19 protein-coding genes and 1 tRNA gene are annotated in these 23,362 nt (G+C 53.7%); 10 read left to right on the forward strand and 10 right to left on the reverse strand.

Translation table 11 applies throughout. The features are described from left to right. Positions 1–2: 2 nt before the first annotated feature. Positions 3–446 carry a GNAT family N-acetyltransferase gene (locus ACO2Q8_RS19745; protein ID WP_423346569.1) on the reverse strand — a complete coding sequence of 148 codons (444 nt, stop codon included), beginning with the start codon at positions 444–446 and terminating at the stop codon, positions 3–5. A gap of 87 nt (positions 447–533) precedes the next feature. Between ACO2Q8_RS19745 and ACO2Q8_RS19750 the strand changes: the two genes are divergently transcribed. After that, entirely contained in the window at positions 534–1,775 is a 1,242-nt protein-coding gene (locus tag ACO2Q8_RS19750) for a DUF6786 family protein (protein ID WP_423346570.1), read from the forward strand. A gap of 140 nt (positions 1,776–1,915) precedes the next feature. Here ACO2Q8_RS19750 and ACO2Q8_RS19755 read toward each other — a convergent pair whose 3' ends face one another. Further along, the gene (locus tag ACO2Q8_RS19755; RefSeq protein ID WP_423346571.1) at positions 1,916–3,844 is read right to left on the reverse strand and encodes a hypothetical protein; all 1,929 of its coding nucleotides are present in this window, start codon (positions 3,842–3,844) and stop codon (positions 1,916–1,918) included. Between the two features lie 6 nt (positions 3,845–3,850). Then, complete coding sequence (locus ACO2Q8_RS19760) at positions 3,851–4,501, reverse strand: oxidoreductase (RefSeq protein ID WP_423346572.1); 651 nt, start codon at positions 4,499–4,501, stop codon at positions 3,851–3,853. Positions 4,502–4,583: 82 nt separating this feature from the next. On the opposite strand from ACO2Q8_RS19760, the gene ACO2Q8_RS19765 reads away from it, so the two are divergent. From ACO2Q8_RS19765 to rodA, 4 genes are all read left to right on the forward strand, one after another. Next, the gene (locus ACO2Q8_RS19765; protein ID WP_423346573.1) at positions 4,584–7,052 is read left to right on the forward strand and encodes a TonB-dependent receptor plug domain-containing protein; all 2,469 of its coding nucleotides are present in this window, start codon (positions 4,584–4,586) and stop codon (positions 7,050–7,052) included. Between the two features lie 110 nt (positions 7,053–7,162). Then, positions 7,163–8,200, forward strand: coding sequence for an SMP-30/gluconolactonase/LRE family protein (locus ACO2Q8_RS19770; protein WP_423346574.1), 1,038 nt, complete (start codon positions 7,163–7,165; stop codon positions 8,198–8,200). Between the two features lie 354 nt (positions 8,201–8,554). After that, positions 8,555–10,531 (forward strand): penicillin-binding protein 2, encoded by a 1,977-nt coding sequence (gene mrdA, locus ACO2Q8_RS19775; protein ID WP_423346575.1) that lies wholly within the window; start codon positions 8,555–8,557, stop codon positions 10,529–10,531. 33 nt (positions 10,532–10,564) lie between these two features. Continuing rightward, positions 10,565–11,845 carry a rod shape-determining protein RodA gene (gene rodA, locus ACO2Q8_RS19780; RefSeq protein ID WP_423346576.1) on the forward strand — a complete coding sequence of 427 codons (1,281 nt, stop codon included), beginning with the start codon at positions 10,565–10,567 and terminating at the stop codon, positions 11,843–11,845. 83 nt (positions 11,846–11,928) lie between these two features. Here rodA and ACO2Q8_RS19785 read toward each other — a convergent pair whose 3' ends face one another. From ACO2Q8_RS19785 to ACO2Q8_RS19810, 6 genes are all read right to left on the reverse strand, one after another. After that, positions 11,929–13,158 carry a sulfite oxidase gene (locus ACO2Q8_RS19785; protein ID WP_423346577.1) on the reverse strand — a complete coding sequence of 410 codons (1,230 nt, stop codon included), beginning with the start codon at positions 13,156–13,158 and terminating at the stop codon, positions 11,929–11,931. A 107-nt stretch (positions 13,159–13,265) separates the two neighbouring features. Further along, positions 13,266–14,549, reverse strand: a complete 1,284-nt coding sequence (locus tag ACO2Q8_RS19790) for an adenylosuccinate synthase (RefSeq protein ID WP_423346578.1) — start codon at positions 14,547–14,549, stop codon at positions 13,266–13,268. Between the two features lie 9 nt (positions 14,550–14,558). Next, on the reverse strand, positions 14,559–14,957 hold the full coding sequence (locus ACO2Q8_RS19795) for an HNH endonuclease (RefSeq protein ID WP_423346579.1): 399 nt from the start codon (positions 14,955–14,957) through the stop codon (positions 14,559–14,561). Further along, positions 14,944–15,174: a hypothetical protein gene (locus tag ACO2Q8_RS19800; RefSeq protein WP_423346580.1), complete on the reverse strand. Its 231-nt coding sequence runs from the start codon at positions 15,172–15,174 to the stop codon at positions 14,944–14,946. Before ACO2Q8_RS19800 ends, ACO2Q8_RS19795 begins: the two co-directional genes overlap by 14 nt. 24 nt (positions 15,175–15,198) lie before the next feature. Further along, on the reverse strand, positions 15,199–15,717 hold the full coding sequence (locus ACO2Q8_RS19805) for a Fur family transcriptional regulator (RefSeq protein ID WP_423346581.1): 519 nt from the start codon (positions 15,715–15,717) through the stop codon (positions 15,199–15,201). Positions 15,718–15,834: 117 nt separating this feature from the next. After that, positions 15,835–18,081, reverse strand: coding sequence for a RelA/SpoT family protein (locus tag ACO2Q8_RS19810; protein ID WP_423346582.1), 2,247 nt, complete (start codon positions 18,079–18,081; stop codon positions 15,835–15,837). 241 nt (positions 18,082–18,322) lie between these two features. Here ACO2Q8_RS19810 and ACO2Q8_RS19815 point away from each other — a divergent pair. Beyond that, a tRNA-Leu gene (locus tag ACO2Q8_RS19815) sits at positions 18,323–18,404 on the forward strand. Between the two features lie 106 nt (positions 18,405–18,510). Continuing rightward, positions 18,511–19,878 carry a trigger factor gene (gene tig, locus ACO2Q8_RS19820; RefSeq protein ID WP_423346583.1) on the forward strand — a complete coding sequence of 456 codons (1,368 nt, stop codon included), beginning with the start codon at positions 18,511–18,513 and terminating at the stop codon, positions 19,876–19,878. A gap of 84 nt (positions 19,879–19,962) precedes the next feature. On the opposite strand, the gene ACO2Q8_RS19825 is transcribed toward tig, so the two are convergent. Beyond that, a complete protein-coding gene (locus tag ACO2Q8_RS19825) occupies positions 19,963–20,361 on the reverse strand; it encodes a helix-turn-helix domain-containing protein (RefSeq protein WP_423346584.1) in 399 nt (132 codons plus the stop codon). 225 nt (positions 20,362–20,586) lie between these two features. Between ACO2Q8_RS19825 and ACO2Q8_RS19830 the strand changes: the two genes are divergently transcribed. The 3 genes from ACO2Q8_RS19830 to clpX all read left to right on the forward strand — a co-directional run bounded on the left by ACO2Q8_RS19830 (position 20,587) and on the right by clpX (position 23,337). Beyond that, positions 20,587–21,261: a ClpP family protease gene (locus ACO2Q8_RS19830; protein ID WP_111629419.1), complete on the forward strand. Its 675-nt coding sequence runs from the start codon at positions 20,587–20,589 to the stop codon at positions 21,259–21,261. Between the two features lie 110 nt (positions 21,262–21,371). Then, a complete protein-coding gene (locus ACO2Q8_RS19835) occupies positions 21,372–21,836 on the forward strand; it encodes a heme-binding domain-containing protein (RefSeq protein ID WP_423346585.1) in 465 nt (154 codons plus the stop codon). A gap of 265 nt (positions 21,837–22,101) precedes the next feature. Then, positions 22,102–23,337 (forward strand): ATP-dependent Clp protease ATP-binding subunit ClpX, encoded by a 1,236-nt coding sequence (gene clpX / locus ACO2Q8_RS19840; protein ID WP_423346586.1) that lies wholly within the window; start codon positions 22,102–22,104, stop codon positions 23,335–23,337. The last annotated feature ends 25 nt before the right edge of the window (positions 23,338–23,362 follow it).

Raw genomic sequence — 23,362 nt, forward strand, 5'->3', positions numbered from 1 at the left:
AATCAGGACTGCAATTCTTTCACAAACTTAAAGTGCGAGGGCCGAAACGTGAGCTGCTGGTAAAACCGGTGCGTATGTGTCCGTTTCTGATTTGCTGTGACCTCTAGATTCACAAATCCCTGTTCGTCGGCCAATTGCTCCAGCGCTGACACCAGTTGCCGGCCAATCTGCTGGTTCCGGTATTCCGGCAGGACGTATAGCTCCTGAATCTCGCCGACTTTACCGGTATGGTGAAGCAGGTACTGGACGTGGCAACTGACAAACCCGACCACTTCGCCTTCCACTTCGGCTACCAGGTAATGCACCCGGCGGTCGGTCAGGTTGCGTTGAAAAACCGCCCGGAAGGCTACCGCGTTCAGTTGGCATTCTTCCAGTTCGCAAATAAAGCGGTACAGGGTGGCAACATCCTGAAAATCAGCCGGGCGAATGTGGGCTTGAGCGCTCATAATCGGAGAAAGATTAGGTAAGGTTTCGGGATTTGATCAAGATGGGCTTAAATTTCGGGAAATTCTGATAAATCCTAAGCCTGATTCATGAAAAAAATAAGTCCTTGGGCGCTGCTACCCTGGCTGCTGGGTGCTGTTGCCTGCCAGCCGACTTCTTCAACCGATCAAAAAACCGCCCAAACCGACTCGACCTCAACCCACATGTTTGCCGCCGACCTCGCTTTCCTCCAAAAACACCATTCTGATTTAGTCATGCTGAAAGACGGAAATGCGCAGGTGCTGGTTTGCCCGGCGTATCAGGGCCGCATCATGACCAGCACCGCCGACGGTGAGACCAGTTATGGCTGGATCAACCGGGAACTGATCGAGTCGGGGAAATTGCAGCCGCACATGAATGCCTTTGGGGGAGAAGACCGGTTTTGGCTGGGGCCGGAAGGTGGCCAGTTTGCCATTTACTTCCAGCCCGGTGCCGAATTCATCGGCGACAACTGGCAGACGCCCGCACCCATTGATTCCGAGCCGTTTACGCTGGTTGCAAAAGACGAACGTTCGGCCCGGTTTTCGAAAGCGTTTTCGTTGACCAATTATTCGGGAACACACTTCAAAATGGGTGTCCAGCGGGAAATTCACCTCCTGAATGCCGATCAGGTCAGCCGGACGCTGGGAGCTTCCGGGGTTTCGTTGAGCCCTTCCCTCAAAATCGTAGGGGTTGAATCGGTCAACACGCTGATTAACAAAGGTCCAGAGCCGTGGACGAAAGCGAAAGGCTTGTTGTCGATCTGGATTCTGGGCATGTACAACGCGTCGCCGGAGGCTACGGTCGTGATCCCTTTTCAACCCGGCGACGGACCTGCGATCAAGGATGATTATTTCGGGAAAGTCCCGGCTAGCCGCCTGGTTCAGCACGAAAGCGTGGCTTATTTCCGGGCCGACGCCAACGAGCGCGGTAAAATCGGTGTTCCACCCGCCCGCGCCAAAAACCGGCTGGGAAGCTACGACCCAACTTCCCGAACCCTGACGCTGGTGACTTTCACCTTCAATCCGGCCGACCGCGACTATGTAAACTCGGCCTGGGAGATTCAAAAGGAACCTTACGGCGGGGATGTGGTCAATTCGTACAACGACGGGCCGATGAAACCGGGACAACCGCAAATGGGCCGGTTTTATGAACTCGAAAGCTCGTCACCCGCAGCCGCGCTTCCTCCTGGTGGGCGATTGACGCACACTCATACGACCCTGCACATTCAGGGCGACGAAATCCAGCTTGACACCATCGCCCGGCAGTGGCTGGGCGTTCCGCTGGCTGAGGTTGTCAAAGCGTTTGACTAAAGAAAACCGCCTTTCTGGTTTGTCCAAGAGCAAGCCCTGTCAAACCCCCAACCCCCTAAAGGACGGTCGGCCGCTGCCGGGCTTTTTGATCCGGATTCGTTGAGCCCCCTTTAGGGGGTTGGGGGTTGACAGGGGTACGCTCACTCAGGCATTTCCTCCGCAAACACCGTCGCAAAAGGGCCTAGCCTGAAGGAGAAATTTCCGGTTTCGTCGGGCGACGGGTACGAGACCGATTCCTCCCAAAATTTATCGGGCGAAAAACAGGCGCTTGAAAAAGTCGTTTCGTCCAAAATCCGAACCGCTATATTCAGGCTAACCGGAACGTGTACGGTTTGCGGCTCATGGGTCAGATTGGCGAGGACGAGGGCCATTCTTCCATTTTTTCGAAGATATAAAGCTTCGGTTTTGAACGGGTGGCTGCTGATGGTCGGCAATACTTCCCCGCCTTGAAACCGGTTTACGAACCGGAGCACCCAATACAGCGGGAAAACCATACCCGATTCGGCAAAAAACTGGTTCGGATAGGCTGAGGGGGCGTTGCCCTGCAAAACGCCCTCTTCGCCCACGGTTTCGTAGTAGGTCAGTGACCGGGCTTCGGCCTGCATCAAGTTCTTCAAACTGGCGAGCGTCCAGGCCGCTCCGAACAACGACATCTGCCGGGGATCGGTCGAAAACGGCATCTGAGCAGCGCTTGAATCGGCATCGTCGCCGGTCGAGTCGGGGTTGAACCGGGGGCGCAACGTGACCGGTGAAACCCGCACGTCCGGATGCCAGCGTCGGGCGTCGCGGACGGTGTCGGCCTGGGCCGTGGCATTCTCGACCAGCGTCAGATTATCGACCGCGTGGGCCTGTGGACTGATGGCATACGCCAGAAAATCGATGGCATCGGTCGGGGGTGTTTCGCGGTTAACCGCCACAAAAAAAGCGTTGGTTCCGGCCCCGATCCGGGCGTTGGGAAACGCCTGACGGAGGGGCGAAACAACCTGATCGAGCAGTGTACCAGGCGTCGATTTGGCAAAGTTGCTGAGAATCAGCACCGAATCGATCAAAGCCGGATCAATGGGTTCCTTTAAAAACGTGTACAGTTCGTAGCTCGATAACTGATTAAACACCAGCGCCAATTCAATCGTTACACCCAACCGGCTGGCATCGTCGACGGTTTTTGCCAGCACGTCGGGCCATTCAGGCTGCTGAAAGTTGATCTCGACGCGCAAGTGGTGGAAGTCGGCGGCTTTCAGCAACTGTACCGTCGATTCCGTCAACGGATTGGTATTGGAGCCGATTCCGATGGCCGGTACAGGAATTGGGGTAGTTTCTGTTGAAATAGCAATTTCATTGGAATTCGTTCGGGGAGCTACCGGGCCGGAGCCGCCATCGACCAGCCGTAGCTCGACCGACTGCTGAATGCGGTCGCCCGGTTTTAGCGTCACCGGGAACGGTTTGGATAAGGGCGTGCAATACGTTTTGTACGAGGCATCAGTCCAGTTGCGCTGGTCTTCGGTTTCGAACACATCGCCCACAAACCACAACACCGCAGCCCCCCCGTTAACCGTCGGCCACTGCATTTCGCGGATATTGAAAAACGGCTGGTGGGGGCTGATGGCTTCCGGGAAGAGAGCTATGGTCTGGTTGCCATCGGGATGGGTGAGGGTACACGGTTTTCCGGCGCATTCGGGGATCGAATGCAGAATGCAAAAACCGGCGCGGTTTCGCCGGAACTCGGCCAGCGATTCGCCGTCGATGGAAAAGTGAATCGTACCGTCGGGGTCGCCGATGATTTCGCATTGCCAGCGTAAATGAATGGTTTCGTTCCGGCACTCGCAGCGGTAGCGAATCCGGAAGGAATCGTCCTGTTGTTCAATAACTTCATCTTCGAGCGTGCGGGTAGCCGTCGCCCAGTTGTGGTCGCGGACGGCGTGGTAGATCATCCGCAGCACTTCATGGTCGCCCAGCCGGATGTACCGCAGAAAACCACGGTCGTAAAGCATCGTCAGCGGGCCAGCCCGGAGCGTACGGGGTTCCGGCAACGGTTCGTTCAGGCCGTAGCGGATCAGGGAAGGTGAGTACATAGGAGGTTAGTAATTCTGCAACTGGTCGGATTCAAAGATATGCGTTCCGCTCAAATCGTCCTGCGCTTTATGACACATCGCGCTGGCCACACTCTCGGCGCGGACGCCCTTGTATTTAGCTGGAATGAGCGGATTGAACAGCTTCATCAATCCTTCACCAATGCGCTCGCCCAGGCGGTATTCCTTGCGGTCGCCGAGCAGCAGGGACGGCCGGAAAATCAAGAGGGCCGGAAAATGCAGGGCCGTCAGGTCGCGTTCGAGTTCGCCCTTGACGCGGTTGTAAAAAATCGACGAACCGGGATTGGCCCCCATTGATGAAACCAATAAAAATTGTCGGGCCTGGTTGACCAAAGCCTGTTTGGCAACGTCTAAGGGATAGTGGTAGTCGACTTTCCGAAAGGCCTCCCGCGAACCGGCTTTTTTCATGGTGGTGCCGAGGCAACAGAAAATGTCATCGGCCCGGATCAGCAAGCTGTTCGGATGGTCGAAATCGTACTGAATTTCCTGTAAGCGAGGATGTTGCCAACCCAGCGAATGCCGCACCAGTACTTTCACTTTTTCGTAAGCGGAGGAGTCCAGCAGGCGGTGCGTTAACGCGTTGCCAATGAGTCCGGTAGCGCCAACGACAAGCGCAGTTTTGGAAGCAGGTTGGGTCATTTTGCGGCTTTTTAGATGATAAATTTGCTAATTTATAGGCGACTATTTATTTAATTACCATACTTTTTTGAAAAACTACCCAATGCATCCACATCCTGGTTCCATTTCACGTTTTGGCTGGCTGCTGGCCCTGCCGGTTTTGCTGGCCTTCGGTTTTGCCGATCCCGACTTTCCGAAGTATCTGCTCGAACGGCTACAGGCGTATAATCTGGCGTATCCCCGGGAAAAAGTATACGTCCAAACCGACCGGCCCTATTACACCGCCGGGGAAACGATCTGGCTCAAAGGCTACCTTTTTGATGGTCCTTTGCACCGGGCCGACTCCGTCAGTAAAGTGCTTTACGTGGACCTGGTGCAACTCGATCAACAGAAAGTTGTGGTTCATCAGGTTTTGCGGGCCGAAAATGGCTACGCGGTCGGGAACATTGCCCTGGGCGATTCGCTGCCGAGCGGGACTTATCTGCTGCGGGCCTACACGGGCTGGATGCGGAATTTTTCGGAAGACTATTATTTCACCAAACCGCTGATGCTGCTGCGCACCGACACGCCCAACGTGCAACCGCTGCAAAACCAGCCGACCAGCACTCGGCCCGAGGTGCAGTTTTTTCCGGAGGGAGGTCAGTTAATTACCGGGCTGGAAGGCCGGATTGCCTTTAAGGCGGTCAGTCCGGCTGGGAAAGGTTTGGAAACCAGCGGTTTTGTCATGAGTTCGGTGGGCGATACGGTAGTCGGTTTTTCGGGAAAACACCTGGGCATGGGCTATTTTACGCTGAAACCGGAACCGGGTCAAACCTATACGGCTTTTGTAAAGCTGGTGGATGGAACCACGCATCAATACCCGCTGCCCCAGGCGCAACCGGAGGGCTACGTGCTGCTGGTCGATAACATTTCCAACCGCGACAATGTCCGGATTTACATCAAAAATAACAAACCGGCTTCCGTACAGGGGCGGTTTACCTTAATTGCTCAATCGCGGGGCAAAGAAATTCAGGTGGCCCAGGGCGATGTCAGCAAGAAAGCAGTGGTCTTGCAGATTCCCCGGGCGTTGTTCCCGGAAGGAATCTCCCAGATCACGTTGTTCGATGAAAAGAACCAGCCGGTCTGCGAGCGACTGGTTTTTGTGGAAAAAAACGACCGGCTGACTATTCAACTCAAACCGTCAAAACCGGCGTTTGGACCCCGTGAAAAAGTGCAGGTGGACGTGACGGTGACGGATGCCGCGGGCGCACCCGTTCGAACCAATCTATCGCTGGCGGCTACCGATGCGGGGCAGGTGCTTGAAAAGGAACCCTACGCGGCTGACCTGGTTTCGTACCTGCTGCTGAATTCAGACCTGAAAGGCTCCATCGAGCAGCCTGGTTATTATTTTGACCCGGCCAATAAGGAGCGACTGCCGCATCTGGACATCCTGATGATGACGCAGGGCTGGCGTCGGTTTGCCTGGAAAGATGTCTTGCAGGACACGTATACGCCGGTGAAGTATCCCGTTGAGCAAGGCCTGACGCTGGCGGGGCAGGTACTCCGCCCGAACCAGAAAACACCCGGCAAGGTGAATCTGACGTTTATGGTGATGCAACCCGACAGTTCGCAGGATATTTTTGTGGGCGAATCCGACGAAACCGGCCGATTTATGGTGCAGGGACTGGACGTGCTGGATTCCACGCGAATGATGATTCAGGCGGTGGCCGGCAAGAGCAACCGCAACGTCGAAATCAAGCTGGATGATTGGTTTAGCCCAACCGTGAAATTGACCCAGATTCCGTATAACCCCTTTGTTTTTCAGCGCGATGAACTGGCCGAATACTTGAAAAGGACCAAAGAATACCTGGATATTGAGCGCCAAATTCGCCAAAACCGGGAGATTTTACTGAAGGAAGTGACGGTTCGGAAAAAACGGGAAGCACCCTCGGATTCGCGTAAAATTTATGGGCAAGCCAGCAATACACTGAAAATTGACCAGACCATGACGGGCGGGGCCATGTCGGTGCTGGACTTGCTGCGGGGCCGGATTGCGGGTGTGTCGGTAACGGGCAGTGCCATGAATCCCACGGTGCAGATTCGCGGGGCTATGAACTTTTCGGGCGTCGTCGAACCGCTCTTTGTCCTGGACGGAATCCCGGTCGACAAGCAAAGCATTATTTCCATCCCAGTTTTTGATGTGGATTACATCGACGTATTGAAAGGCGCGAATGCAGCCATTTTTGGCAGCCGGGCAGGTGGGGGCGTAATTGCCATCTATACCAAACGGGGTTCGCCGAACTATGATTTTAGTCAGGAAAAATCGCCCGGAACCCTGGTGGTACAGGTACCGGGTTATCGGGTGGTTCGCGAATTTTATGCCCCGCGTTACGACGAGCCTAAGCCCGAGCACAACCGTCCGGATTACCGCCCGACGTTGCACTGGGCACCGATGATCCAGACCGGTGCCGATGGCAAAGCGCAAGTCAGCTTTTTTACGTCCGACGCCCGTGGTCCCATCCGGATTGTGGTCGAAGGAGCCGCGACTGATGGTCGGCCGGGCGTGGGGCGGGTAACGTTTGAGGTGAAGTAACCGTCTGTACCCACGGACTTTAGTCCGTGTGAGTTAGTGTGTCCAGAAGTTGGTATTAACTCACACGGACTAAAGTCCGTGGGTACGAAACTCCTAAACCTTTATATTCTATGAAAAAAACTGCTTTATTGGCTTTACTTACCACAAGTTGCTGCCTGGCGCTGGCCCAGACACCGTATCCGACCATCGGTTCCATCGAACGACTGGACCCCAGGCTGGATGCTTTACTTCCCAAAGACGCTAAACTGGAAGTGCTGGCGAGCGGTTTCGACTGGTCGGAGGGGCCGGTATGGGTCAAAGGCGCGGGGAACACGGAAGGCTACCTATTGTTTTCGGATGTCCCGCAAAACACCGTGTACAAATGGTCGGAGAAAGAAGGGTGCAAACCGTTTCTGAAACCGTCGGGCTACACGGGTGTTGCGCCGTATAGTGGCGAACCGGGTAGCAACGGGCTGGCCGTGGACGGAAAAGGCCGCCTGATTTCGGCGGAGCACGGTGACCGGCGGGTGTCGGCGCTCTCGCTGGTGGCCGGAGCCGGTGGAAAAATTACGCTGGCCGATCAATATGGCGGCAAACGGTTTAACAGCCCCAACGACGTCGCGCCCCATTCCAGCGGCAGCGTTTACTTTACGGACCCACCGTACGGGCTGCCAGAACGCGAAAAAGACACGAAAACCCGCGAACTGAATATCCACGGTGTCTACCGGGTGACGCCCGACGGTAAGGTAACGCTGCTTATCGACGACCTAACAAGGCCCAACGGCATTGCCTTTTCGCCCGATGAAAAGACGCTGTATATTGCCCAATCCGACCCTGAAAAACCGTACATCATGGCGTATCCGGTACAGGCCGACGGAACGGTGGGGAAGGGGCGGCTTTTCTATGATGCCACCGAAGGAGTCAAACAGAAATGGCCGGGTTTGCCCGATGGGCTGAAAGTGGACAAAACCGGGAATGTCTGGTCGAGCGGACCGGGCGGGATTTTGATCCTGGCCCCCGACCAGCCTAATGGTCCCGGTAAACTGCTCGGACGCATCCGGACCGGCGTGGCGACCGCCAACTGCGGTTTTGGCGACGACGGTTCCACGCTCTACATCACCGCCGACATGTACCTGATCCGCGTCAAAACCCTCGCCAAAGGCTTCTGAAAAAGCTGGTACCCTGGTAGCCCGCAGGGCTATACATCCTGATAACCCCGGATGCAATCCGGGGCATGTGGCCAGATCCAGTAGCCTCTGGCTCCTGGATCTGATGAGGTAGGAGTTGTATCAGGTTATCCGCTGTTCCGGGCTATGGGGCCGGGCCAGCAAGCCCCGGATTGCATCCGGGGTTATCAATGGAAAGCCCTCAGGGCTTGGGCGGTCAGTTTCTGGGGTGGCTGAATGATAGGATTCTTTTTCGTTGAACTCTCTCTTCATTCCTCAGCACTCTGGATTCTTCTCGTTATATTTGTAACTGAATTGGTAGGAAAAGTGTAGGAAGAGTTTCGGCGTTAATGGGATATGATTGAGAACAGAAAATACATTGTTATCGGCGTTTTCTGTCTGGTTGGGCTGGTTTACCTGTCCCGGTTATTTTATCTGCAAATTCTGGACGATAGTTACTCCCTCGAGTCATCGAGCAACTCCATCAAGCGTGTCATTGAAATTCCGTACCGGGGGCAGATTTACGACCGGAACGGGAAATTGCTGGTCTACAACACCCCGGTTTATGACCTTTACGTGACGCCCAAGAAAGTCTACATCCCTGATACAGCGGCCTTTTGCCGGTTGATGAACCTGGAACGCAGCGAGTTCGACAGCATCATGGAGAACGCCAAGGCCTACTCGCCCCGGAAGCCGTCGCTGTTTCTGCGTCAGTTGTCGAAGGAAGATTTTGCCCGGATTCAGGATGCGCTGGTCGATTACAAAGGCTTCGAGCACGTCACCAGTTCCATGCGTACTTATCCGGCTCACACACTGGCGAACGCGCTGGGTTACGTAGGCGAGGTGAGTAAAAAACAACTTGACGAACAGGAAACCCCCTATTACCGGCAGGGTGATTACATCGGCCGCAGCGGTCTGGAACAGTATTATGAGTCGGTGTTGCGCGGCCAGCGTGGCATCAAGTTCATCATGCAGAACGTGCACGGGGTTCCGAAAGGCTCCTGGAAAAACGGCGCGTTCGATTCGCTGGCCATTGCCGGAAAAAACCTGTACACCGGCATCGATGTTGAAATTCAACAATATGCCGACACGCTGATGCAGAACAAGGTGGGGAGCGTCGTGGCCATCGAACCGTCGACTGGCCAGATTCTGGCGATGGTGTCGGCCCCAACCTACGACCCGAACATTCTGTCGAGCCGGTTTTTCTCTAAAAGCTACGCCCAACTGGCCAAAAATCCGTACAAGCCGCTGATCAATCGACCGGTTTCGGCGAGTTACCGGCCCGGATCGACATTCAAACTGATTCAAAGCCTGGTGGCCTTGCAGGACGGTGCAGTCATGCCGAGTTCAATTTTTAGCCACGCGGGGGTGCCGATGAAATGCCACTGCAACCGTTCGGGACGCCTGAACCTGTCGGGGGCCGTTCAATATTCCTGTAACCCGTATTTCTACCACGTCTTCCGGCGGTTACTTTACAATAATTCGGAGCGGAACACTTTCAAGGCATCGGCGATGGGGCTGCACCATTGGCACGACATGGTAGCGAAATTCGGCATCGGACAGAAGCTGGGGATCGACCTGCCCAGCGAACTGAAGGGAAGTCTGCCCGATGCGGAGTACTACGATAAAATCTACGGGGAAAAACGCTGGAAGTTTTCAACGATTTACTCCCTCAGCATCGGCGAAGGTGAGTTGTTGATCAACCCGCTCAAAATGGCCAATGTAGCCGCAATCATTGCCAACCGGGGCTGGTATTATACCCCGCACCTGGTCGGTGGCATTGGCAAGCCGGGCCAGGGAATTGATCCAAAATACCTTGAAAAACACGAGGTAGGGATTGACCCCCAGTATTTTGAGTTTGTTGCCGAAGGCATGCAGGGCGCCGTCGAACACGGCACCGTAACCTCGGCGGCTGTCATTCGCGATATTGCCATCTGCGGCAAAACCGGTACGTCTCAGAACAAAAAAGGCAAAGATCATTCCATTTTCGTCGCCTTTGCTCCGCGCGAGAACCCTAAAATTGCCATCGCGGTTTTTGTTGAAAATGCCGGATGGGGCGGTATTGCGGCCGCTTCGGTCGCTTCGCTGGTCATTGAAAAATACATCAAACGAAAAGTGGTGAATGTCGCGCTGGACAAAAAGGTCAAAGAAGCCAACTACCTGCCGGGCGTGATCATCCCGAAGAAACAGCCCACTCCGAAGAAGTTCGAACCCCCGAAAGATAGCGCTACGAAACCACTGATTGTCAAGGCGGTTGCGCCCAGAGAAGAGGCTTCTGCTGCGGTGGATGCAAACGCACTGGCATCCCGGCCCGTTTCGGCCAACGGCAATTAACTCATCATTCATCGTTAATCATTCATCATTCCCTTGGTTTCCCGCGAACCACAAATTACGCAAAACATCGATTGGGTAACGCTGATGCTCTACATCGCCTGTGTGTTTATGGGCTGGCTGAACGTGTATGCGGCCGTGTACAGTCCAGAAACTCAAACGAGCCTGTTCGACTTGTCGACCAATGCCGGAAAACAGTTGATGTGGATCGGTACGACGGTTTTGCTGATTATTGCCATTCTGGTAATCAATTACCGGTTTTGGGATACGTTTGCCTTTGTCATTTACGGCCTGACCATTCTGTCGCTGCTGCTGGTTCTGGTGGCCGGATCGAACATCAACGGATCGCGGTCCTGGTTTAAGCTTGGCGCTTTTTCGATCCAGCCCGCCGAATTTGCCAAGCTGGCAACAGCCCTGGCCCTGGCGCGGTACATCGACTACCCAAACGTCAACCTGACCAAGCTGAAAGACCAGCTCTGGTGTGCCGGGATTATTGCATTGCCCGCCGTCTTGATCATTGCCTCGAACGAAACCGGCTCCATGCTGGTCTTTGCGTCGTTCATCATCATGCTGTATCGGGAAGGCTTGCCGGGCATCTATCCGCTGATTGCCGTGGTGGTCATTACGTTGTTTATCCTGACATTGATCGTACCCAAGCTGATTCTTTTTGGGGTCATTTTGGCGCTGGCGGTGCTGGCGGTTTTTCTGACACCCCGTTACCAGCGCTCTTTCCAGAACATGCTGATGATTGGCATTACGGCCTTTACGATGATTGCGGTCGTGGCCGGGGTGGATTTTTTCGTGAACAGCGTCTTGCAGAAGCACCAGCAAAACCGCATCAAGGTGCTCATTAACCCGGCCGCCGATCCGCTGGGCGCCGGCTGGAACGTGACGCAGGCCAAAATTGCCATTGGCTCCGGTCGGTTGCAGGGTAAAGGATTTTTGGAAGGCACGCAAACGAAGTTTGACTTCGTACCCGAGCAGAGTACCGACTTTATTTTCTGTACCATCGGCGAGGAGCACGGTTTTATCGGAAGTGCGCTCGTGATCATGCTGTTCGTATCACTGCTGTGCCGGATTGTTTTATTGGCCGAAAAACAGCGAACGCGGTTTGCGCGGGTATACGGTTACTCGCTGGCCGGCATCATTTTCTTTCACCTCATGATCAATATCGGCATGACCATCGGTCTGATGCCCGTCATCGGCATTCCGCTGCCGTTCTTTAGTTATGGTGGTTCGTCACTCTGGTCGTTTTCGATTTTGCTGTTTATCTTCCTCAAACTGGATTCCCGCCGGGTCGGGATGTTTACACGGTAACAAAATTATGAATGATGAATTATGAGTTATGAATGAGCCACCGCAGTAATTCATCATTCATAACTCATAATTCATCATTCTTTTTACGCCACCTTCACCGCGATCCGGTGGCAGGCGTTGTTGCAGTAGCCTTCGGGGTTCCATTGCGGCATGACCATCGGTTGCGACACACCCGCGTCGTCGACAGCCCGCGCCCAGAGTTCGTAATAGCCTTTTTGCGGAAGTTTCAGGTCCAGCGTCCAGTGTTGCCAGGCCAGGCGGTTTTTGGGGGGCTGAAGTTTACAGGTTTGCCAGGTCGCACCGAAATCGTAGGAAACCTGCATGGCCTTCACGGCCCGGTCGCCCGCCCAGGCGTGGCCACGTAACGGAATCACTTGCCCCAGGTTTACCGTCGCACCGGTTTTGGGAAAGGTGATCAGCGATTTTACCGGCATCGACTCGATGATTTTGAACTGATCTTCCGGCGGATCGACGCCCGGCGGAACCGGGTTGATGGGCACTTTGTAGCTTTTGCCGGTCATCTTGGCCCCGTCGTGGACTTTGTTTCGTACGGCAATTGTATGGAGCCATTTGCCGGACGTGGAAGCGGGCCAGCCGCCCACCACCAGCCGCAGCGGATGGCCGTGCGCGAGCGGGATGTCCTGCCCGTTCATGGCCCAGGCTACCAGCGTTTCGTCTTCCAGCGCTTTTTTGATCGGAACACCCCGCGAGATGACCGGTTTGGTCGGGTCCTGGCTCACGTGCAGGTCTTTGCCGTAATAGCCAATGTACACGGCATCGTCTTTCAGCCCGACATCGGCCAGAATATCTTTCAGCCGCACGCCCGTCCACTCGGCACAGCTTACGGCCCCGTCGGTCCACTGGTTTCCGGCGGTTTGGGGAGCGTAACCCGACCGGCCGTTCCCGGCACATTCGAGCACGAGCTGGTAGGTATGGGTTTTGAATTTTTTCTTTAACTCGCTGAGCGAATAAGTTTTGGGCGCTTTCACCGATTCCCCGTTGATCGTCAGTTTCCAGTTTGCCACGTCGATGCTTTCCGGAATCAAACCGTTGTTGCGGATGAACATCTTATCGGCGGGAGTCACCGGATCGTCCAGCAGGTGAGCGGGGGCTTCAACATTCCAGGGCTTGTCGTTCAAAACCGTCATGTCCTTATGCTTATTCAGCATCGGATTGGGCTCCAGAACGAGCGGCAGATATCCGGCGGGCATCCGGTCGGCGAAGGCAATCCGGGTGCCCAGCAGGCCGGTGAGGGTGGCCAGCGTACTTTTTTTCAGAAAACCCCGACGGTCGAAATGTGGTGATCGGTTCATTCAGGTAAAGCGATAACTGGGTTTACGGCGTCAAAAATAGCAAAAAAGACCTGCCGGAGACGAAAGCCGTGCAGGTCTATAAAATTTGTATTGTAATCCCGCTGGCTTTAGACAACTGCTTCGCGGTGGATGATTGCCTGGCGGTCCGGTCCGGTCGAGATAAAGCTGATCGGCAGACCCAATTCTGCTTCCAGGAAGTCGATGTAAGCGGCCAGTTCGGCCGGTACTTCCTCGTATGTATGGAAATCGGTCAAGGCGGTTTGCCAGCCTTTGAAATCTTTGTAAATCGGCTTCACGGCCGTATCGCAGAGGTCATACGGCAGTTGTTCCGAAACCGTTCCGTCGGGCAGTTGGTAGTGTGTGCAGACCCGGATGGTGTCGAAAATGTTCAGCACATCAACTTTCATCATAATCAGTTGCGACACGCCGTTGATCATGATGGCGTATTTCAGGGCGGGTAGGTCGAGCCAGCCACACCGACGCGGACGACCCGTGGTAGCGCCAAACTCGCGGCCCTCGGCCCGCATCCGTTCGCCGGTTTCATCGAGCAGTTCGGTCGGGAAGGGGCCGCTGCCCACGCGGGTACAGTAAGCTTTGAAAATACCGTAGACCTCACCAATCTGCCGGGGCGCGATGCCCAGACCCGTGCAGGCACCGGCCGTCATGGTGTTCGAACTCGTCACGAAGGGGTACGACCCAAAATCGATGTCGAGCAGGGAACCTTGCGCACCTTCGGCCAGTACTTTCTGTCCGTTTTGCAGCGACCGGTTGACTTCGTATTCGCTCTCCACCAGTTGGAACTGTTTCATGAACTCGACGGCTTCGAAGAAATCGGCTTCGGCCTGGGGCAATACCGACTGGTAATCAAAACCGTGGTGGTCCAGCGTGATTTTGTGCGCGTCCACCAGTTTGGTGTATTTGGCGCGGAAGTTCGGCGAAAGCACATCGCCGACGCGCAAACCCTGGCGGGCTACTTTGTCCTGGTACGTCGGGCCAATACCGCGCAGGGTCGAGCCGATTTTTGAGTCGCCTTTGGCCTGTTCGTAAGCAGCATCCAGCAGGCGGTGGGTCGGAAGGATGATGGAGGCTTTTTTAGAGATAAAAAGGTTCCGGCTCAGGTTCAGGTTGTACTTAGCCAGACCTTCAATTTCTTTCCGGAACACAATCGGGTCGAGCACCACGCCGTTGCCGATGATGTTTTTAATATCCGCCCGGAAAATCCCCGACGGAATCTGGTGCAGCACGTGCTTATAGCCGTCGAATTCGAGCGTATGACCAGCGTTCGGTCCGCCCTGAAACCGGGCAACTACTTCATACTGTGGGGCCAGTACATCCACGATTTTCCCCTTACCTTCGTCGCCCCATTGCAGGCCGAGCAATACATCTACCATAATAAAGTGTTAAAGAAAAAGACTGCGTTCATTCAATCGGTCTTTGTCGTTGAAGCGTAGTATTCGGGCGGTGACGGCCCCGATAACCGTTAACGGTTCAATCCATGCCCCGTTAAATCGAAAATGCTCCGACCATAAATCAGTTCTGGGATTGAAAAACCGAACTAATTGACCGGTTTCCCAATCAATAGAAGCGATATCCGCTCCTTTAAAGCGATTACAGGTCGGGCAAGTGTATGCTAAATTCGTTTCGGCATTTGTTCCGCCATGTTTTAAGCTAATAATGTGATCTATTTCATGGCCGATGAATGAAATATCATCAGGCAATAAACAATATTCGCAAAGATAATTGGCTCGTGCAGCAACCTGTCTGCGAATTCCAGCCGAAAGATAATCATCCCTGGACACGCTTTTTTGCCTTTGCTTTTGCCATGCGAATGATATGCTCTAATTCCATGAAATGATTTAATTCTTTTGTATCGTCTTCTGTTGCCAAGCCCGCTTTTTCTTTGGCGAGCAAGTCATAAAACCGGCTTCGCATTTCGTCCGATGCCTTGAAGGCCAGAATCTGCTCCGGGGTAATACCGGCGGCAATCAAATCTGTAAATTCAGCGTATGCATTCATGGCAGCTAAGTAGCATCTGGCGGTTTACGAAACCAGCGGTTGACCGCCGTGCGCCTGGAGCGATTTTTCGGCTTCGCTTTTCTGCCGGTTTTCGCACGGGTCGCGTTGGCAGCTTCCGTAAAAAATCAGCGAATGGTGCATGACGTTGAATTTCAGCATCTCGCCCACCAGCGACTGAATGTTCTGCACCCTCGGATCGCAGAATTCCATCACGTGATGGCAATCCGTGCAGATGATGTGGTCGTGCTGCTTGTAGCCATACGACTTTTCGTACTGCGCCAGGTTTTTGCCAAACTGGTGCTTGGTGACCAGATCACAATCGACCAGCACGTCGAGCGTGTTATAAACCGTTGCCCGGCTGACCTGGTATTTTTTATTTTTCATCGAGATGTAGAGTTCATCCACATCGAAATGATCCTCGCGGTTGTAAATTTCTTCCAGAATCGCGAACCGTTCCGGGGTTTTCCGGAGCGCTTTGCTTTCTAGATACGCCGTAAAAATCTTTTTTGCGGCCTCAAGGTTGGCTTGTTTCGCTACTGGCATAACTTGCTTGTATTGGGCATAGGGCAGAGGGCAGTGGGTCTTTTTGGCGGTTTCTGGCAAAACTAACCAGAGAACCGACGGCCACTCAAAGCCTGCGTGCGCTGTTAGAGTACAAAATTAATCAAACCGGGCTACTTTCACGACTCCATCGACTTTTTCGAGTTTTTTCATCAACTCGTCGAGGTGGTGGGTGTTGTGAACGTATAACTTCAGGGTGCCTTCAAAAATCCCATCCTTCGAATCGATGGTGATGGAGCGGATGTTGATGTGTAGTTCGTTGCTAATGATTTTCGTGACATCGTTGACCAGCCCGACGCGGTCGGTACCCGTGATCCGCAACCCAGCCAGGAACGCCAGATCGCGCTGCGAGGTCCATTTGGCTTTGATGATCCGGTTGCCGTGGTTCGACATCAGTTCGACGGCGTTGGGACAGGTCGTCCGGTGAATTTTGATGCCTTCGTTGACCGTCACGAAACCGAACACGTCATCGCCCGAAATCGGGTTGCAGCACTTGGCCAAGGTGTAATCGATCCGGTCCATGTCTTCCCCAATCAGCAGCATGTCGGCATCGGCCCGCTCGCCGTGGATTTTCTTCAGTTCTTTTTCAAACTGTTTGCCATCCTGGAGCGTGTCGGTATTGAGCTTGTTCTGACGGTTTTCCTTCGCTTCCTTGTCGGACTTAAACTTCTTCAGTTCCTGCACATCGATGTGCCCTTTGCCGACGCGGTAAAAGAAATCGTTGGTGGTTTTGGAGCCGAAATACGCCCGGAGCTGGTTGAGGATCTCGTTAGTCATTTCGATCCGCAGGATTTTCAGCTTCCGGGCCACCATGTCACGGCCGTCCGTAATGTGCTGCTTGTTTTCCTCTTTAATGAGGTCCTTGATTTTGGTCTTGGCTTTCGAGGTCACCACAAACCGCAGCCAGTCCTCGTTGGGCTTCTGCTTGTTGGACGTGATGATTTCCACCTGATCGCCGTTGTGCAGCACGTGGCTGAGCGGCACGAGCGTTGAATTGACTTTGGCGGCCATGCACCGCGCGCCGATCTGGGTGTGAATGTCGAACGCAAAATCGAGGGCCGTCGCGCCCCGCTGCAACACTTTCAGGTCGCCTTTGGGCGTAAAGACAAAAACCTCCTCGCTGTAGAGGTTGCTCCGGAAATCGTCGAGAAACTCAATGGCAGCGGTTTTTTCATTACTGGCCGATTCGAGCATTTCGCGGACCTGGCTGATCCAGGTTTCGATGCCCTGACCGGTTTGGGTTTCGTTGCCCTTGTACTTCCAGTGGGCCGCGTAGCCTTTTTCGGCAATTTCGTTCATGCGAGAGGTCCGAATCTGGACTTCCACCCACTGCCCGGCTTTGCTCATCACCGTGGTGTGCAGCGACTCGTAGCCATTGGCGCGCGGGGTACTGATCCAGTCTTTCAGCCGGTCAGGATTGGGTTTGTAATGGTCCGTCACGACCGAGTAGGCCTGCCAACAGGCGGCTTTCTCACTTTCGGGCGGCACTTTCAGGATAATCCGGATCGCAAACAGGTCAAAAATCTCCTCGAACGGTTTTTTCTGTTTGCTGAGCTTATTGTAAATGGAATAGATCGACTTCGGGCGTCCTTTGACTATAAAATCGTAGCCCAACTCGTTCAGGTCGGCTTCAATGGGTTCGATGAACCGGGCGATAAACCGGTCCCGCGACGACTTGGTTTCCCGCAACTTCCGGGCAATGTCCTTATAGGCTTCCGGTTCGGCGTATTTCAGATACAAATCCTCCAGTTCCGATTTGATCGTGTACAAACCGAGCCGGTGGGCGAGGGGTGCGTAGATGTAAATCGTTTCGGAAGCAATCTTGAGTTGCTTGTCGCGGGGCATCGAGTCGAGCGTCCGCATGTTGTGCAGCCGGTCGGCCAGTTTGATCAGAATCACCCGCACATCGTCCGACAGCGTCAACAACATCTTCCGGAAATTCTCGGCCTGCTGCGAGGTGCCGTACTCAAATTTGCCCGAAATTTTGGTCAAACCGTCGATGATCCGGGCTACTTTCGGGCCGAACAGCCGGTCGATATCCGCAATCGTCATGTCGGTATCTTCGACCACATCATGCAGCAGCGCGGCTACGATGGATGTGGTTCCCAGGCCGATTTCTTCCACGGCAATCTGGGCGACGGCCAGCGGGTGGTAAATATACGGTTCGCCCGACCGGCGACGCATGCTTTGGTGGGCTTCCAGCGAGGTATTGAACGCCTTCTTGATCAGCTTGGCGTCGTTATCCTTCAACATCGGTTTGGCTTCCCGCAACAACCGGCGGTAGCGCTTCAATATTTCTTTCCGTTCCTGGTCAAGGTCAATGACCGGTTCAGCGGTTACGTCCATAGGAGGGTGTCGTGGTTCTGTTATACGCTGGATTGTATCAGGTAGAGGTAGTTTATTAAATTTAAGGAATCGACCGCAGCAAATCAAAGGAAAACCGGTAAAAAATAATCCTCTTGCAGGAATAGGTTGTAGGATACAGAAAAGCTTTGTACTTTTGCAGGCCAAAATAGTTTGGGAAACGAAAGACAAGCGCCGGTCAGGTGGCTTTCAGACGGTTCAACTTCTCAACCGATTATTTTTCGCGGGCGTGGCGAAATTGGTAGACGTGCCAGACTTAGGATCTGGTGCCGCAAGGCATGGGGGTTCGAGTCCCTCCGCCCGTACCTAAATTTTGAATGAGTGAATGAGTGAATGAGTGAATAACCGAACAGGTCGTTCCGTAAAAGCATTCACTCATTCACTCATTCTCACATTCAAAATTAGCCTATTGTGGAAATTGCATTAGAGAAATCGACGGAAACCAATGCTTCGCTGAAAATCAAGGTGTCGAAAAGTGATTATCAGCCGGAAGTCGATAAAAAACTGAAAGATTACGGCCGTCGCGCCAGTATCAAAGGGTTCCGTCCGGGTAAAGTGCCCCCCTCGTTGATTCAGAAAATGTACGGCCGGAGTGTGCTGGTCGATGAAATCAACGAACTGTTGAAGAACACCGTTAATAATTACATCCGCGACAATAAATTGCAGGTGGTGGGCGACCCGATGCCTGACCGCGAGCAGGCCGATGCCATCGACTGGGATAGCCAGAACGAGTTCGAGTTTCGCTATAACCTGGGTCTGGCGTCTGATTTTGAGGTAGATTTCGATGCACTGCCGCCGATTCCGGCCTACGAAATTCAGGCGGGTGAAACCGAACTGGATAACACCATCGAAGAGCTGAAAACCCGGTTTAGCGGCCATTCGCACGCCGAAGAATCGGCCGAAGGCGACATGATCTACGGCGAGCTGAAGCAACCGGCGAAGGAAGACGGCGAACCGTTCGAAACCAAAACCGCCCTGCCGACCAAACAGATTGCCGCCGACGAACTGCCGAAATTTATCGGTTTGAAAAAAGGCGACACCGTGACGTTCGACATCCGGAAAGCGTTTGCCGACGATAAAAGCCGTGGGTTGGCTACCGGCCTGAAAGCCGAGGAAGCCGCCGACCTGGAAGGGGAGTTTACGTTCACGGTGGATGATATCACCCGCAATGAACCCGCCGAAATGGGTCAGGAGTTTTTCGATAAAGTGCTGGGCAAAGATGCCGTTGAAAACGAAGAACAGTTCCGGGAAAAAGTCCTGGAAGTGATCAAAAGCAACTACGGCCGGGAGTCAGCTTCGCTGCAACGCCTTGATATTGAGCAGGCTTTGCTGGATAATATTGCTATTTCGCTGCCGGATGACTTCCTGAAGCAATGGCTGCTGACGACCAACGAAGGCAACATCACCGAAACCGAAGTAGACGAGCAGTACGATGCCTTCGCCCGGTCGGTGAAATTACAGTTGATCAAAAACAAAATCGCCAGCGCAAACGAAATCAACGTTTCGTACGAAGACGTGCTGAACGCCACGCGCGGCATGGTCCGCGAGCAGTTTGGCTTCTACGGCGACGACGACCAACTGAACCAGACGGTCGATAAAATTGCCCAGCAGTACCTGATGGACGAAAAAGGCAATAACTACATGCAGATGTACAACCGCATGTTCGACGATAAAGTCATTGAGCTGATCAAGAGCAAACTGACGCTGGAACCGCGCAGCATCACCGTCGATGAGTTCAAAGAACTGGTTACTGCCCGTCAGAGCCCTGTGCAAGCCTAATTCAGAGAACCTATTGATGCAGCCCCTGTCTGGTCGGTGACGACGGATAGGGGTTGTGTCGTTTATACTGGCATCTGACGGGTTTCAAAAACCGATGCGTTTCCGCTCGGTGGGCTGGGTAAATTGGCGAACCACGTCGACCAGCGCCAGATCCTCTGCCTTGCGCTTCCAATAGGCCACTTCCAGCCGGAGTTTTTCAATTTCGAGGTCTTTTCGTTCCTGCTCCGATTTTAGCACTTCCACCTGATGCACCACTTCGGCTGGGTAGAGTTCTGGTTGAGCCGAAACCTCCTCAGACAGAATCTGGGCGGCCGTGGTGCCGAGGGCCGTCGCGATCTGGTTCAGGCGCGAGATCGTCAGGTCGGTTTTTCCCCGCTCAATGTCGCCGTATGCCGTCGTCGAAAGCCCGAGCATATCGGCCATGTTTTCCTGTGAATAGCCTTTTTGCTGGCGTAAAAGACGGATTTGGGAGCCTGGTGTCATGGTGTCTCAAGTAATTCCGATAATAAAATAAGTCAGACCGACTATCAAAAACCGGGTCGAACCCGCATTTTTGTACCACAACAACGCCGGAGGGGAAGTTGGTTTCCCGAAAGCGTATCCGGTTTTCCGGCCCGTTCCTAAAAAAAGAGCGACGCCCGATGACCGGATGTGGGAGTGTCCGTTAAGTTTGTAATTTCGTTGCGCTAAACAGAAAGCATGATCAGTATGAATCAAGGAAATGAATTCCGCAAATTTGCCGTTCACCACATGGGTCTGAACGGGCTGACGGTCGATGGTTACATGAACCACACCGTTGAAAACATGACCCGTTCCGTAATTGAAGAACGTCCGATGAACTTCCGCGAAGTAGACGTATTCTCGCGGCTGATGGCCGACCGGATCATCTTCATGGGCATGGGCGTCGATGATAACATTGCCAACATCATTGTGGCGCAATTGCTGTTTCTGGAGTCGGCCGACCCCAAGAAAGATATTCTGATGTACATCAACAGCCCGGGCGGTTCGGTATATGCCGGTTTGGGTATTTATGATACCATGCAGTACGTCCGGCCGGATGTGGCGACGGTTTGTACGAGCCTGGCCGCGTCGATGGGGGCCGTGCTGCTTTGCGGGGGCGCTGCCGGAAAACGTTCCGCCTTGCCACATGCCCGCGTGATGATTCACCAGCCCTCGGGAGGGGCACAGGGTCAGTCGGTCGATATCGAAATCACGGCCCGCGAAATCGTCAAACTCCGGGATGAACTGTACGAAATCATTGCGTCCCATAGCGGAAAAACCAAAGAACAGGTTGAGAAAGATTCGGACCGTGACAAGTGGTTCCGGGCCGAAGAAGCCAAAGAATACGGCCTGATCGACGAAGTGCTGCGTCGGGAAAAATAAAAACCGGTTGACCGGTTTTAGAGGAACGGAAACGGTCGGGAGCCGTTTCCGTTTTTTTGTCGGTAGAAAGTTCTATTTTTAGCCATCTACTTTTCTAAACCCATCGACTTATGAAGCAAAAAGTACTCCTCGGACTTGTCGTTATTTTGATTGCCCTGCAATTCATCCGTCCGGACCGTAACGAAGGTGTTGCGGATACACCCCAGGACATTACGCACGCGGTTCAGGTCCCGGCCTCGGTCATGACCAGCCTGAAAACCGCCTGTTACAACTGCCATTCCAACCGTACCGAGTATCCGTGGTATGCCAACATCAGCCCCGTGAGCCTGTGGCTCGCGAATCATGTCGAGGAGGGAAAAGAAGAACTGAACTTCTCGACATTTGCCCAGTACGACAAAAAACGGATGGATCACAAGCTGGAGGAAGTCGCCGAAGAAGTAGAGGAAGGCCATATGCCGCTGCCCGCCTACACACTGGTCCACCAGGATGCGAAACTGCACGAAAACCAGAAAACGGAACTGATCGAGTGGGTAAAAACCGAGCGGGCGCGGCTGGGCGTTGTTCCTGAAAAATAACCGGAAACTAAAAAAACAACCATGTTGTAGCGAGTAACCAAGGAGGTGTTACGTCGCTTTCTGCGTAAAAAAGGATTCCTTGTGATGAAGTCGCACGAGGGATCGGGAAAAATGCGCCCGTATGCAACCAAATTTCTAGTATATTTGTCGTGACACGATCCCGTTCCCCCAAGCAAACTGCTTTTTTGGTTGCGCCGGAAACCGGTCGCGGCCGTCCAACGTTAAGGCCAATACGCGAGCACCTATACTGTATTAGAATAAAAATATGCCACAAGTGAGCTGTTCGTTCTGCGGACGACGGAAAAACGAGGTGACACTCCTGCTTTCGGGTATCGACGCCCATATTTGTAATTTCTGCATTGAGCAGGGCCACCAGGTTGTGCTGGAAGAAACCCGCCCCAAACGCTCCAATCCGGAAGACCGGCCCAACTTCAACCTCATCAAACCGATGGAGATGAAGCAGTACCTCGACCAATACATCATTGGGCAGGACGAAGCCAAGAAGGTCATGACAGTGGCGGTTTACAACCACTACAAGCGGCTGATGCAACCGCCGTCGGACGATGAAATTCAGATCGAAAAGTCAAACATTGTGATGGTTGGCGATACCGGAACCGGCAAGACGTACCTGGCCCGGACTATTGCCAAGATTTTGCAGGTGCCGTTCTGCATCGCCGACGCGACGGTCATTACCGAAGCCGGGTATGTGGGCGAAGACGTGGAAACCATCCTGACGCGCTTGTTGCAAGCCGCCGATTATAATGTTGAGAATGCCGAACGGGGCATCGTGTATATCGATGAAATCGACAAAATTGCCCGTAAATCCGATAATCCGTCCATTACGCGGGATGTGAGCGGGGAGGGCGTTCAGCAGGCCATGCTTAAACTGCTCGAAGGCTCGATTGTCAATGTTCCCCCGCAAGGTGGCCGCAAACACCCCGATCAGCGGATGATTGCGTTGAATACTGAAAACATCCTATTCATCTGCGGGGGAGCCTTTGATGGCATCGACCGGCACATTGCCAAGCGGGTCAACGCCCGGCCCATTGGTTTTGCGGGAGGTCGTCGCTTGAATGATACCTTTGAACGCGCCCACCTGATGCGCCATGTATCGGCCCAGGACCTGAAATCGTTCGGACTGATTCCGGAGTTGATCGGTCGTTTGCCGGTGTTGACCTACCTCGAACCACTCAGCGCCGAGGCCCTGCGCCGGATTCTGACCGAGCCGAAAAACGCCATTACGAAGCAGTACGCCAAACTGTTTCAAATGGAAGACATTCAGTTGCGATGGGACGATTCGGCGCTCGATTATGTGGTCGATCAGGCGATGGTGTACAACCTCGGTGCCCGGGGTCTGCGGTCGATCTGCGAGTCGATCATTACCGATGCCATGTATGAGTTACCGTCAGCCACGGAGGTCAAAGAATTAACCATTACCGTCGACTACGCCCGGGAGAAATTTGGCAAATCTTCCCTGCACGTTCTGCGGTCGGCTGCCTGATAAACGGCTCTGAACCCGGTGCGCA

Source organism: Larkinella sp. VNQ87 (assembly GCF_049445795.1).
Taxonomy (GTDB): domain Bacteria; phylum Bacteroidota; class Bacteroidia; order Cytophagales; family Spirosomataceae; genus Larkinella.

What these genes read in the sequence shown, in the direction of transcription:
- ACO2Q8_RS19745 (WP_423346569.1), bottom strand. Translation starts at nt 446, where the DNA reads ATGAGCGCTCAAGCCCACATTCGCCCGGCTGATTTTCAGGATGTTGCC.
- ACO2Q8_RS19750 (WP_423346570.1), top strand. Translation starts at nt 534, where the DNA reads ATGAAAAAAATAAGTCCTTGGGCGCTGCTACCCTGGCTGCTGGGTGCT.
- ACO2Q8_RS19755 (WP_423346571.1), bottom strand. Translation starts at nt 3,844, where the DNA reads ATGTACTCACCTTCCCTGATCCGCTACGGCCTGAACGAACCGTTGCCG.
- ACO2Q8_RS19760 (WP_423346572.1), bottom strand. Translation starts at nt 4,501, where the DNA reads ATGACCCAACCTGCTTCCAAAACTGCGCTTGTCGTTGGCGCTACCGGA.
- ACO2Q8_RS19765 (WP_423346573.1), top strand. Translation starts at nt 4,584, where the DNA reads ATGCATCCACATCCTGGTTCCATTTCACGTTTTGGCTGGCTGCTGGCC.
- ACO2Q8_RS19770 (WP_423346574.1), top strand. Translation starts at nt 7,163, where the DNA reads ATGAAAAAAACTGCTTTATTGGCTTTACTTACCACAAGTTGCTGCCTG.
- mrdA (WP_423346575.1), top strand. Translation starts at nt 8,555, where the DNA reads ATGATTGAGAACAGAAAATACATTGTTATCGGCGTTTTCTGTCTGGTT.
- ACO2Q8_RS19785 (WP_423346577.1), bottom strand. Translation starts at nt 13,158, where the DNA reads ATGAACCGATCACCACATTTCGACCGTCGGGGTTTTCTGAAAAAAAGT.
- ACO2Q8_RS19790 (WP_423346578.1), bottom strand. Translation starts at nt 14,549, where the DNA reads ATGGTAGATGTATTGCTCGGCCTGCAATGGGGCGACGAAGGTAAGGGG.
- ACO2Q8_RS19800 (WP_423346580.1), bottom strand. Translation starts at nt 15,174, where the DNA reads ATGAATGCATACGCTGAATTTACAGATTTGATTGCCGCCGGTATTACC.
- ACO2Q8_RS19805 (WP_423346581.1), bottom strand. Translation starts at nt 15,717, where the DNA reads ATGCCAGTAGCGAAACAAGCCAACCTTGAGGCCGCAAAAAAGATTTTT.
- ACO2Q8_RS19810 (WP_423346582.1), bottom strand. Translation starts at nt 18,081, where the DNA reads ATGGACGTAACCGCTGAACCGGTCATTGACCTTGACCAGGAACGGAAA.
- ACO2Q8_RS19825 (WP_423346584.1), bottom strand. Translation starts at nt 20,361, where the DNA reads ATGACACCAGGCTCCCAAATCCGTCTTTTACGCCAGCAAAAAGGCTAT.
- ACO2Q8_RS19830 (WP_111629419.1), top strand. Translation starts at nt 20,587, where the DNA reads ATGAATCAAGGAAATGAATTCCGCAAATTTGCCGTTCACCACATGGGT.
- ACO2Q8_RS19835 (WP_423346585.1), top strand. Translation starts at nt 21,372, where the DNA reads ATGAAGCAAAAAGTACTCCTCGGACTTGTCGTTATTTTGATTGCCCTG.
- clpX (WP_423346586.1), top strand. Translation starts at nt 22,102, where the DNA reads ATGCCACAAGTGAGCTGTTCGTTCTGCGGACGACGGAAAAACGAGGTG.